Consider the following 11,065-nt stretch of genomic DNA (forward strand, 5'->3'; position numbering starts at 1 on the left):
TCGTCTCCGCTTCCTAGGCTGGAGGGCCACGCCCCCGACCCCCCGGAGACCGCATGCACCTGTCAGCGCTGTTGGACTTCGACGCCGTCCCCCGGGACACCGACGACGCCGTGTCCGCCCTGGTCGACATCACCGCCCCCGAACGCGAGGAGGACACCGAACGCCCGCCCGCGACCCTCCAGGTCGTGCTGGACCGCAGCGGGTCCATGGGCGGAGGACGCCTGGACGGCGCGGTGCGCGCCCTGCTCTCGCTGGTGGAGCGGCTCGCGCCCTCCGACAACTTCGGGCTCGTGTCCTTCAACAGACAGGCCCGCGTCGAGGTGCCCTGCGGACCGCTGGAGGACAAGGCGCGGGTGCGCCGCCTGATCTCCGGACTGCACGCGTCGGGTGGCACCGACCTGTCCAGCGGGCTGATGCGCGGCGTGCAGGAGGCCCGCCGCGCCGGAGCCGACCGGGGCGCCACCCTGCTGCTGATCTCCGACGGGCACGCCAACCAGGGCGTCACCGACCACGACCTGCTCCGACAGGTGGCGGCCGACGCCTACTCCCACGGGGTCACCACCACGACCCTGGGATACGGTCTGGGCTACGACGAGGAACTGCTCGGCGCGGTGGCCGACGGCGGCGCGGGCAGCGCCCTGTTCGCCGAGGACCCCGACACCGCGGGCGGCCTCATCGCCCAAGAGGCCGAGTACCTGCTGGCCAAGACCGCGCAGGCCGTGTCGCTGCGGGTTCCGTCCGGTCCGCTCCTGCGCGCCGTCTCCGTGGTGGGCGAGATGCCCTCCCACCAGCTCGCGGACGGGTCGGTGGTGGTCGAACTGGGCGACTTCCACTCCGGGGAGCGGCGCCGCCTGCTGCTGCGCCTGGAGGTCTTCGGGTTGTCCGCGCCGGGCACCGTCGCCACGCTGGAGGTCACCTACGCCGACCCGGTCACGCTGGCCAGCCGCACCGTGTCCCTGCCCGTCGAACTCGGCGTGGTCGCGGAGGGCGCGGCCGACGAGCGGGCGCCCCGGCCGGAGGTGCGCGCCGAGGAGGTCCTACAGCGGGCGCAGACCGCCAAGAGGAAGGCCAGCGAGGCCATGCGTCGGGGCGACCGCTTCGGCGCCGCGGGCCTGCTGGAGGACGCGCGGGCGGGCCTGGCCGACCACATGCCGCCGGTGGCGCCCGCCGGTGCCGCCGGGTACGGGGCGCGGGCGGCGGCTCCGCCCCCGGAGGTGCTCGCGCAGATGGAGGAACTGCGGTGGATGGCGGGGATGACCCGGACCGGCGACGCCTCCCGGGTCTCCAAGTCGCTGTACGCGAGCCAGTCGGGTTACTCGCGCAAGAGCGGCCGTCAGCGTCCGGGGACCGCGCAGGACGGTGGACACCGGGCCGGGGAGGGCGGAAACCAGGTCGGGGAGGGCGGGAACCGGTCCGGGGACGGTGGACGCGGGGCCCGGGACGGCGAACCCGGTTCCGACCGGGGTTCCCGCGGCTCCGGTCGAGGTGCCCGGGGCGACGACCGCGATCCCGGTCAGGGCTCCGGTCGCGGTGGCCGCAGGCGCCTCATCCGGGGTCAGCAGGCCGACGGCGGACGCCCCACCCCCGACCGGGACGCGCCCCCGCAGGATTCCTGAGGCGGCCCCGTGCGGATCCCGGTTCCGGCCGGGGAAGCCAGCCGGGGGCCGCGACCAGGGCGGCGCCCGACAGGCGGACGCCCCGGGGAGGCGCTGCCTCTCCGGGGCGTCCGGGTGCCGTCGCGCGGGGCGTCTCCCGCGACACGACTAGCGCTCGGCGTCGGCCAGCGCGGTGCGCACCGCGCCCGGGAGCTTCTGCTCCAGGAAGCGGGCCATGTCCTCCTCCTGGTGGAGGATGGCGGTCAGCTTGAGCGCGATCTGCTCCTCGCCGAGCGCGCGGGCGCCCTCGATCAGCGCGCGGTAGGAGGCGATCTCGAAGTGCTCGGCGGCGTAGTCGGAGAGGGCGTTCTTGACCATGGTGTCGCCCGCGGGCCTGTTCGCGATGCCCTGCACCGAACCCATCATCCCGGCCAGAGCGCTCTTGACCTTGGACACGCTGCCGCCCAGGGACTCGATACATCCCTTCACCGTCTCGGCCTGCTCGCGCGTCTCCTCGATGTGCCGCGTGATGCGGGCGTGGACCTCGGGGTCCTTCTCCGCGTCCTTGGCGTGGCTCTCCAGAGTCTCCTCGAGGGACTTCTCCATCGAGTAGGCGTCGTTGAGCCAGTCGATCAGCTGCTCGCGGCTGTTCACACCGTTTCCCTTCGTTCGTCGTGTCACTCGGCCCTGGGCCCGCGACTACCCCCGGGGATTCGGCGACAAACGTCAGGGCACCTGGTATGAGGAGTCGCGCGCGTCGGTGATGGCCATGTGTCCGGGGGCGTGCCCGATGGCGAACTCCGGGGCGGAGGCCGTCACGGCCGCCTGCGGGGTGACCCCGCACGCCCAGAAGACCGGGACCTCGCCGGGGCGCACCTCCACCGCGTCGCCGTAGTCGGGCCGGTCCAGGTCCTCGATGCCCAGCGCGGCGGGGTCGCCCACGTGCACCGGGGCTCCGTGGACCGCCGGGTAGCGCGAGGTGACGCGCACCGCGTCGGCCACCCGGTCGGCGGGGATGGGCCGCATGGACACCACCAGCGGACCGCTGAACCGGCCCGCGGGGCGACACGGCCGGTTGGTGGCGTACATGGCCACGTTGCTGCCCGCCTCGATGTGGCGGACCGGCACACCGGCCTCCAGCAGGGGCGTCTCGAAGGTGAAGCTGCACCCGATGAGGAAGGCCACCAGGTCGTCGCGCCACAGGTCGGTGACGTCGGTGCGCTCCTCGACCATCCTCCCGTCGCGGTAGACCCGGTAGGCGGGCAGGTCCGTGCGCAGGTCGCCGTCGAAGACGGAGGCGCCCACCTGGCCCGGCTCGGTGACGTCCAGGACCGGGCAGGACTTGGGGTTGCGCTGGGCGAACAGCAGGAAGTCGAAGGCCGCCTCGCGGGGCAGCGCGATGAGGTTGGCCTGCGCGTAGCCCGCGCTGTAGCCGGAGGTGGGAACGCGCAGGCCGTCGCGGAACAGCGCGCGGGCCTGGGACGGGGAGAGGTCGGCCGGAGAAGTCAACGGTTCTGCCTTTCGTTCCGGGTGCGGCGGGCGGGGTCGCCACGCGGCGCCGCGGCCCGTTTCCCGGTACGGAACCGGGTCCGCGGTCGTGTCGGGGGCCCGCCGTTCCGGCGGGGCCCGGCCGGTCAGAGGGTGAAGCGCAGGCGGGTTCCGGGGCGCGCCTGGGCGGCCCTGGGCAGGTCCGCCGAACACACGACGGCCACCACCGGGTAACCGCCGGTCACGGGGTGGTCGGCCAGGAACAGCACGGGCTCTCCGCCCGGCGGCACCTGGAGCGACCCCGCGACCATGCCCTCGCTGGGCAGTTCGCCGGAGCGGGCGCGTTCCAGGACGGGACCGGACAGGCGGGCGCCGACCCTGTCGCTGCGCGGGGTGACCTCGTACGCGGACGACAGCAGTGTCCGGACGGCCTCGTCGGTGAACCAGTCCTCGCGCGGACCGAGGACCACCCGCAGGACCTCCTCGGGTCCGCCGACGGGCGGAGCGGGGGCGTGGTCCACGTTCGGGAGGTCCTCGGGCGCGGGACCGACCGGGAGCAGCGTCCCGGGCACGGGCAGGTCGGGTCCCAGTCCGGCCAGGACGTCGGTGCTGCGCGAGCCCAGGACCGGCGGGACGTCCACCCCTCCGCGTACGCCCAGGTAGGAGCGGAGTCCGCGGTCGGGCACGCCCATGGCCAGCTCCGCCCCGTCGGGCAGGTGCAGCACCGTGTTGACGGCGGCGCCCCGTCCGTCCACCCGCAGCGGGGCCTCGGCCCCGGTGACGGCGACGGTCACCGGCCCGCGGGCCCGCACGCGCAGCCCGCCCAGGGTGACCTCCAGGACGGCGGATCCCGGGGGGTTGGCGAGCAGGCGGTTGGCCAGGGCGTAGGAGTCGGCGTCGGCTGCGCCGGAGCGGCCCACGCCCAGGTCGGCGTGGCCGAAGCGGCCCGTGTCCTGGACCGTGGTCATGGGTCCGGCGGCCACGACCTCCAGGGCCGAACGCCCCTTCCCGGAGACCGGAGCGTGCGCCGCGTTCCCCTCGCGCGGTTCCGACTCCGTTCCCCGACCCGCCACCGCGTTCCTTCCCCGTTCCCGTCCCTGAGCCCGTTTCCGTCCCTGTTCCGGCTCCCGTTCCTGCACCTGTTCCCGGGCCGATCCCGTCCGGGCCCGTCCGACACGCGTACTCATGAGGCCTCCGCGTCGGTGAAGCGCACGCGCACACCCGGCCGGAGCAGGCCGGGCGGTTCGCGGTCCAGGTCCCAGATCGGGGCCTCGGTGCGGCCCAGCAGCTGCCACCCCCCGGGAGAACTGCGCGGGTACACCCCCGCGAACTCCCCCGCCAGGGCCACCGAACCGGCGGGCACGCGGGTGCGCGCCTCACCGCGCCGGGGCACGTGCAGGCGCGGGTCGTCGCCGACCATGTAGCCGAACCCGGGCGCGAAGCCGCAGAACGCGACCGTCCAGGTGGCGTTGGTGTGCGCCTCGACCACCCCGCGCCGGGTCAGGCCGGTCAGCTCGGCGACGTCGTCGAGGTCCTCGCCGTCGTAGAACACCGGGATGGTGACGGTGTCTCCGGAGTCCGGCCCGGTCCCGGGGGCCAGCGGCAGCCCGGTGACCGCGGCGGCGACCCCGTCGGGGTCGGTTCCGGGTTCGATCCGCAGCAGCAGCGTGCGGGCGGCCGGGACGACGTCGGTGACCCCGGGGACCGGCCGCACCCGGAGCGCGGCGCGCAGCGCGATCACCTCGGCGAGGTCGGCGACCTCCACGAGAACACCGGTGTCCGCGCACGTCAGGACACGCACGGCGCCTCCTCGGCGGGGACAGGGAGCCCCTTCCTCCCGGCAGGGATCACGCGGTCTCCCCGGTGAACGGCGCGAGGGCGACGCCCTCGGCGCGCAGCCGGTCGGCCACGGCCCGGGCGATGTCCACCGCGCCGGGGCTGTCGCCGTGCACGCACAGGGAGTCGGCCTCGATGACGATCGGGGTGCCGTCGACGGCCTCGACCGGCTCGCCGTGGGCGATGCGCAGGCAGCGCTCGGCGATGGCGGCCGGGTCGTGCAGGACGGCGCCGGGCTCGCGGCGCGAGACCAGCGTGCCCTCCGGGGTGTAGGCGCGGTCGGCGAAGGCCTCGCGGTGGGTGGGCAGCCCGGCCTCCTCGGCCAGGCGCAGGAACCGCGATCCGGGCAGGCCCAGCACGGGCATGGCGGGGTCGAACTCGCGCACCGCGGCGACGACCGCGGCGGCCTGCTTCTCGTGGTGCACGATCGTGTTGTAGAGGGCTCCGTGCGGCTTGACGTAGCGGACGCGGTCCCCGGCCAGGCGGGTGAACGCCGACAGCGCGCCCATCTGGTAGACCACCTCGTCGGTCAGCTCGGCGGGCGGCACGTCGAGGAAGCGGCGGCCGAACCCGGCCAGGTCGCGGTAGCCCACGTGCGCGCCGACGGCCACTCCCCCGGCCGCGGCGTCGAGCGTGGTGCGCCGCAGCACGGACGGGTCACCGGCGTGGAAACCGCAGGCGACGTTGGCGCTGGTGACGATGGACAGCAGGGCCTTGTCGTCGCCGAGCTCCCAGCGGCCGAAGCTCTCGCCGAGGTCGGAGTTGAGGTCGATGCGCAACGTCGGTGCTCCTCGTTCTTTCGTGTTGCCCCTTGCGGGGTTACCTACCCCGCCCGGGTGGCGCTACGGGCGGGGCGGGGGTGGGGGACGGTGGAAGGGCGTGCGCCCGGCGGGCTACTGCCAGAGGTCGGCGATGCCGCCCAGGGAGCCGATGGCCATGTACGCGGTGAGCGCCCAGGCGGCGACGCCGATGACGATCAGCCAGCGCGGGTAGCGGTACCCGCCCAGGAGGTCGCCGGAGCGGCGGGCCGCGACCCACAGCATGATGCCGAGGCCGACCGGCAGGATCACGCCGTTGAGGGCTCCGGCCAGGATCAGCAGCGTGTTCGGGGCCTGCCCGGACAGCAGCAGGATCGCCAGCGAGACGCCGATGAAGACGGTGACCAGGAGGCCCCGGCGCTTCTCCAGCCACGGGTGGAAGGTCGTGACGAAGGAGATCGAGGTGTAGGAGGCACCGATGACGGAGCTGACCGCCGCGGCCCACAGGATCACGCCGAACAGGCGCACGCCGACCTCGCCCGCGGCCTGGCGGAAGGCTTCGGCGGAGGGGTTGGCGGACGCCATGATGTCGGCGCCGCCCGCGACGACGCCGAGGATGGCCAGGAACAGGACCACGCGCATGACGCCGGTGACGATGATGCCGGTCACGGAGGTCTGCGTGATGGCGCGGACGTTCTCGCGTCCGCCCTGGCCCGCCTCGACGAGGCGGTGCACGCCCGCGTAGGTGATGTAGCCGCCGACGGTGCCGCCGATGATGGTGACGGTGGCCAGGAAGACGTCCGCGCCGAACCGCTCGGGCAGGACGGCCTGGCGCAGGGCCTCGCCGACCGGGGGCTGGGACACGAAGGCCACGTAGACGGTCAGCACGATCATGGCCAGACCCAGCACGACCAGGATGCGGTCCAGGGCCATGCCCAGCTTCTTGACGCCCAGGATGACCACGGCCAGTACCGCGGACAGGACGGCGCCGAGCTGGGTGTCGAACCCGATCATGGCGTTCAGGCCCAGGCCGGTGCCCGCGAGGTTGCCGACGTTGAAGATCAGGCCGCCGAAGACGATGAGCGCGGCCAGCAGGTAGCCCGCGCCGGGGAGGACCTTGTTGGCCAGGTCCTGGGCACGCGTGTTGGCGACGCCGATGACCCGCCAGATGTTCAGCTGGACCGCGATGTCGACCAGGATCGAGATGAGGATCGCGACCGCGAAGGTCGCGCCCAGCTCGGCGGTGAACGTGGTGGTCTGGGTGATGAAGCCGGGGCCGATGGCGCTGGTGGCCATGAGGAACATCGCACCGAGCAGGCTGCTGCTGATCGCGATCCGCCCGACACGGGGGCGCACCTTCGGGGGTGCGGGGGGTGTGTCGCCCATGGGTCACTCCAAGGGGTCCGATGTGGGTCGGTGACGCGATAACCGACCGCGCCATCGTTGGATTGTTGAACGATACTTCAATCCAACAAGACGGGTAAAGAGTCGGTATGCAAAAAACCCAGGTCACCTGTGTTGCAGGAGTGTTTCTTCGCCCCACCCTGCCCAGAAGAGTCGTTGGAGGAACCTCCGAAAGGGGTGTCCGAGAACTCTCGGAGACGCCGCACCGGGGACCGCGCCACGGCGCACTGGTCCCATGAACCGACTTCTGTCGGCTCCCCGCTCTCCCGGGAGTGCTCCGCGTCGGTGACAATGAAGTAACAGACGCCAGCCCCCTTAAGGAGCACCTGTGACGGCCACGGACGCCCGCACCGACCGGCCCAGCGGCCGCACGCGCCTCCTCCCTCCGCTGCCGACGCAGGCCGAGCGGGTCGCGGAGCTGCTCCGCGAGTCCCTCATCGACGGCGTGTACCCGCCGGGACAGCGCATGTCGGAGGAGCGGCTGTGCGAGGAACTCGGGGTCTCCCGCAACACCCTGCGCGAGGCGTTCCGGCTGCTGGTACGCGAGCGGCTGCTGGTGCACCAGATGCACCGGGGCGTGTTCGTCGGCCTACCCACCAGCGAGGACGTCCGCGACCTGTTCAAGGTGCGCCGGTCCCTGGAGCTTCCCGCGCTGCGGGGCGCGGTGGACCCGGACGAGGAGGCGGTGCGGCTGGTCGGGGCGGCCGTGGACGAGGGCGAGGCCGCGCGCGGACGCGAGGACTGGTGGCGGATGGGGACGGCGAACATGCGCTTCCACCAGGCCGTGGCCGGGCTGGCCGAGAGCGCGCGGGTGAACGAGTTCATGAGCCAGGTGCTGGCCGAGACCCGGCTGGTGTTCCACGTGATGGACGCGCCCCGCGAGTTCCACGTCCCGTACCTGGACTGGAACCGGAGGATCCACACCCTGCTGGCCTCGGGGAACGCGGACGGTGCGGCGGACGAGCTGACGGCCTACCTGGCGACCTCCGAGAACCAGCTGGTCACCGCGTTCACCGCCATGGAACAGCAGCGGGACTGACACCCGACACACGGGTTTCGAGGTCCGGTTCAGGGAGCGCGGAGGACCACGAATCCTCCGGTTCCGTGGTCCCCGTGCTCTGGTTGTCGGTGTTGAGGTTGAGGTTGAGGTTGCTGGGATCTGACGGTCAGGACGTGTGCTCGCCCCTGCGCGGGAGCGGGGGACGGAAGCCCGCGCGGTCCTCGACGACGCTCTCCACGAGGAGGTCGAGTCGGTCTCGCTGGACGTGTTTCCAGGTGCCGTCGCGGTCCTGGTAGCCCCACGACCAGCCTTCCTTGAGGCCGACGCAGACGTTGCCGAGGTAGGCGGGGCCGACCAGCGCGCGGTCGACGTCGGCCCCGTAGGTCCAGGGGAAGCGCCGCCATTCGATGGTGAAGGGAAGCCCCCGCTGGGTGAGGAAGGCGTCCCGCGCCTCGGTGTACGGGTCGGACTCGGTGTGCACCGTCATTCGTTCTTCCATGCTCCAACGGTGCCTCTCACCAGGTGTATTGCTCCACTCTCTGACCAGTTCTGGAATACGCGGGACAGAGGCATGGAAGGCATTGCACAATCGTTGTTGTGAAACCTCCCAGCTTCCCTGATTCCCTCCGAAGTTCCTTGCAGATGAGCGGCCTGACGCAGGCTGCGCTTTCCGCTCGCTCCCGTGTCTCGCAGGCGTCTTTGTCCAGATATCTATCGGGAAAGACCAATCCGTCACGCAAGGCCGTGGAGGCCCTGGACACCGCTCTGGAGGCGGAGGGCTCTCTGCTCGCCACGTGGAAGGACGGGGTGAAGGATGACCTGCCACCCTTCCTGCGAGACGGCAACCAGCTGGAAGGCGCGGCAGCCCGGATCGACCTGGTTTCCCCCGCGATCATCCCTGGCCTCCTGTGGTGCCCCGCATACGCGGAACTCGTCTACCGTGCGGGTCGAAAGAACTCCGACATCGAACGACTCGCGCGGCTGCGCTCTGAACGGCTGGGACAAATCTCGGCAGAGGTCAGCGCGGTGTTCCCCGTGGCCGGACTGACAGGCGTTCCCGAAGCGGTTCGCACAGCACAGATCGAACACATGCTGTCGCTCCCCAGCCGAGTAGCCTTACACCTGCTTCCTGAGGGGACACTGCTTCTGGGCATTCCTGGCCCATTCACCCTGTTTCGGCTGAGGGATGGGAAAGAGGTTGCGCTCTCTGATCACCTCGAAGGAGACGCGGTGTATGGCGACGCCGTCCTTCCCAGGGTTCGTGAGCTTGTCAGGGATGCACACGCGCTAGCCTTGCCTCCGATGTCCAGTGCCGAAAAGCTTCGGAGGTTGATGCAGTGACGGACCGTTGGGTGAAGTCGTCCTACAGCGCGTCGTCATCGAACTGCGTCGAGACACGACTGTCGGAGCGCGTGGAGCTGCGCGACACGCAGAACCGTGACGCGGCGACCCTCTCCTTCCCCGCAGTCGAATGGACCGCCCTCCTGACCAGCGAAACCACCGCGTAGACGCCGCCAGGCAGGGGGCGAAAGGCTCGCACTGAGAGGCCGCCCTACCTTGAGGCCATGACGAAATACGCGTGGATGTACCGTCTCGGCTTCACCCCCTGGGAGCGCTACGGCGCAGCGGGCGGGACGGCGCAGCTCGGCGCTCTGCTCGACCGCGAGGCGCAGTCACGTTCGAGCGGTCCCGGGCGGGCGCTGGACGTCGGTTGCAGGCGCGGACAGTTCACCCCCGAGCTGGCCCGGCGCGGGTGGGAGGCGGTGGGCGTCGACGTCGTGCCGGAGGCGATCGAGGCCGCCCGCCGCAAGGGCCCGGCGGAGGTCACCTACGTCGTCGGCGACGTGACCGACCTCGAATCCTCCGACCTGGGCGCCTTCGACCTCTTCGTCGACATCGGCTGCTTCCAGGGCCTGGACACGGACCAGCGGACCGCGGAGGGACGGGGAGTGACAGCCCTCGCCGCGCCTGGGGCCACCCTGCTGATGCTCGCCTTCGGCCCGTCGCGGTACCGGCGGCTCGTCGAGGGCGTCGCGCGGGCGGAGATCGAGGCCGCGTTCCCGGGGTGGGGACTCCTCACCGCCGAGGACGCGGAGACCAGCGGCCTGGGGTGGCCGATGAACCAGACCTCGCCGCGGTGGTACCGGTTCCGCCGTACCGCTGGATGAGCCGTACCGCTGGATGACACGAGCCCCGGCGACCGGGTCCCCGACCCGACCGGCGCGGGGTACTCATCACCCCGTTCCGGTGGGGAAACCCCGATGGCGCAGATCCCGGAATGCCATGATGGAAACCTCATGGAACTGAACGGACGCCCCGTCAGCACCGGGGAACTCGCGGGCCTCGCCCTGTACGGCTACGGCCACTTCACCACCATGCTCGTCACCGACCTGCGCGTCCGCGGACTCGACCTGCACATGGAACGCCTGAGCCGCGACTGCCGCACCCTCTTCGGCGTCGAACTCGACATTCTCCGGGTCCGCGAACTCGCCCGGCGCTCCGCGCGCGCCCACCCCTCCCCCTCGGTGGTCCGCGTCACCGTCTTCGACCCCCACATGGACCTGGGCCGACCCTCCGCCCGCCAGCTCCCCCACATCCTCGTCAGCACCCGCCCCGCACCGGCGAACACCTCCCCTCCCCCGGTCCGCCTGGGCACCCGCCTCTTCACCCGCGACACTCCGCAGGTCAAGAGCACGGGCCTGTTCGGAGCGATCCGCCAGCGCCGCGCCGCCCAGCTGGACGGCTACGACGACGCGCTGTTCATGGGCGTGGACGGCCGCGTCTCGGAGGGTCCCACCTGGAACATCGGCTTCCTGGACGGCGGCGGCCTGGTCTGGCCGCAGGCACCCTGCCTGCCGGGGGTGACCACGGCGCTCATCAGCCAGGCCGCCGAGAACCTCGGCGTCCCGGTGTCCACCCGGCCGATCGCCTCGGCGGCGAGCACCCGCACGGCGGGCGCGTTCGTCACCAACGCCACCACGGGC

At 72.1% G+C, this 11,065-nt stretch carries 13 protein-coding genes; 6 read left to right on the plus strand and 7 right to left on the minus strand.

The genetic code is table 11. The features are described 5' to 3' along the window. Positions 1 to 53: 53 nt before the first annotated feature. A complete protein-coding gene (locus tag ACSIH6_RS25840; protein WP_435110905.1) occupies positions 54 to 1,616 on the plus strand; it encodes a vWA domain-containing protein in 1,563 nt (520 codons plus the stop codon). Positions 1,617 to 1,763: 147 nt separating this feature from the next. On the opposite strand, the gene ACSIH6_RS25845 is transcribed toward ACSIH6_RS25840, so the two are convergent. The 6 genes from ACSIH6_RS25845 to ACSIH6_RS25870 all read right to left on the minus strand — a co-directional run bounded on the left by ACSIH6_RS25845 (position 1,764) and on the right by ACSIH6_RS25870 (position 7,063). After that, positions 1,764 to 2,249, minus strand: a complete 486-nt coding sequence (locus ACSIH6_RS25845; protein ID WP_435110906.1) for a ferritin-like domain-containing protein — start codon at positions 2,247 to 2,249, stop codon at positions 1,764 to 1,766. Positions 2,250 to 2,321: 72 nt separating this feature from the next. Beyond that, positions 2,322 to 3,104, minus strand: a complete 783-nt coding sequence (locus ACSIH6_RS25850) for a putative hydro-lyase (RefSeq protein ID WP_435110907.1) — start codon at positions 3,102 to 3,104, stop codon at positions 2,322 to 2,324. A 125-nt stretch (positions 3,105 to 3,229) separates the two neighbouring features. Beyond that, positions 3,230 to 4,156: a 5-oxoprolinase subunit C family protein gene (locus ACSIH6_RS25855; protein ID WP_435110908.1), complete on the minus strand. Its 927-nt coding sequence runs from the start codon at positions 4,154 to 4,156 to the stop codon at positions 3,230 to 3,232. Between the two features lie 110 nt (positions 4,157 to 4,266). Further along, positions 4,267 to 4,884, minus strand: a complete 618-nt coding sequence (locus ACSIH6_RS25860) for a 5-oxoprolinase subunit B family protein (RefSeq protein WP_435110909.1) — start codon at positions 4,882 to 4,884, stop codon at positions 4,267 to 4,269. Between the two features lie 46 nt (positions 4,885 to 4,930). After that, positions 4,931 to 5,698 (minus strand): LamB/YcsF family protein, encoded by a 768-nt coding sequence (locus tag ACSIH6_RS25865; protein ID WP_435110910.1) that lies wholly within the window; start codon positions 5,696 to 5,698, stop codon positions 4,931 to 4,933. 114 nt (positions 5,699 to 5,812) lie between these two features. Next, positions 5,813 to 7,063 (minus strand): NRAMP family divalent metal transporter, encoded by a 1,251-nt coding sequence (locus tag ACSIH6_RS25870; protein WP_435110911.1) that lies wholly within the window; start codon positions 7,061 to 7,063, stop codon positions 5,813 to 5,815. A gap of 346 nt (positions 7,064 to 7,409) precedes the next feature. On the opposite strand from ACSIH6_RS25870, the gene ACSIH6_RS25875 reads away from it, so the two are divergent. Then, entirely contained in the window at positions 7,410 to 8,120 is a 711-nt protein-coding gene (locus ACSIH6_RS25875) for a GntR family transcriptional regulator (RefSeq protein WP_435110912.1), read from the plus strand. A 127-nt stretch (positions 8,121 to 8,247) separates the two neighbouring features. Here the strand turns inward: ACSIH6_RS25875 and ACSIH6_RS25880 are convergent, their stop codons facing one another. Further along, entirely contained in the window at positions 8,248 to 8,580 is a 333-nt protein-coding gene (locus ACSIH6_RS25880) for a hypothetical protein (protein ID WP_435110913.1), read from the minus strand. Between the two features lie 143 nt (positions 8,581 to 8,723). On the opposite strand from ACSIH6_RS25880, the gene ACSIH6_RS25885 reads away from it, so the two are divergent. From ACSIH6_RS25885 to ACSIH6_RS25900, 4 genes are all read left to right on the plus strand, one after another. Further along, on the plus strand, positions 8,724 to 9,422 hold the full coding sequence (locus tag ACSIH6_RS25885; RefSeq protein ID WP_435110914.1) for a Scr1 family TA system antitoxin-like transcriptional regulator: 699 nt from the start codon (positions 8,724 to 8,726) through the stop codon (positions 9,420 to 9,422). A gap of 11 nt (positions 9,423 to 9,433) precedes the next feature. Beyond that, entirely contained in the window at positions 9,434 to 9,589 is a 156-nt protein-coding gene (locus tag ACSIH6_RS25890; RefSeq protein WP_435110915.1) for a DUF397 domain-containing protein, read from the plus strand. Positions 9,590 to 9,646: 57 nt separating this feature from the next. Beyond that, positions 9,647 to 10,249 carry a class I SAM-dependent methyltransferase gene (locus tag ACSIH6_RS25895; RefSeq protein ID WP_435110916.1) on the plus strand — a complete coding sequence of 201 codons (603 nt, stop codon included), beginning with the start codon at positions 9,647 to 9,649 and terminating at the stop codon, positions 10,247 to 10,249. A gap of 129 nt (positions 10,250 to 10,378) precedes the next feature. Then, positions 10,379 to 11,065 (plus strand): aminotransferase class IV family protein (locus tag ACSIH6_RS25900; protein WP_435110917.1); only part of this gene is annotated, 687 nt, incomplete at its 3' end.

It is taken from the genome of Nocardiopsis synnemataformans, from assembly GCF_965343085.1.
In the GTDB taxonomy this organism is placed as follows: Bacteria; Actinomycetota; Actinomycetes; order Streptosporangiales; family Streptosporangiaceae; genus Nocardiopsis; species Nocardiopsis alborubida.

Coding starts and splice junctions, on each gene's coding strand:
- ACSIH6_RS25840 (WP_435110905.1), top strand. CDS start 54: ATGCACCTGTCAGCGCTGTTGGACTTCGACGCCGTCCCCCGGGACACC.
- ACSIH6_RS25885 (WP_435110914.1), top strand. CDS start 8,724: ATGAGCGGCCTGACGCAGGCTGCGCTTTCCGCTCGCTCCCGTGTCTCG.
- ACSIH6_RS25880 (WP_435110913.1), bottom strand. CDS start 8,580: ATGGAAGAACGAATGACGGTGCACACCGAGTCCGACCCGTACACCGAG.
- ACSIH6_RS25895 (WP_435110916.1), top strand. CDS start 9,647: ATGACGAAATACGCGTGGATGTACCGTCTCGGCTTCACCCCCTGGGAG.
- ACSIH6_RS25870 (WP_435110911.1), bottom strand. CDS start 7,063: ATGGGCGACACACCCCCCGCACCCCCGAAGGTGCGCCCCCGTGTCGGG.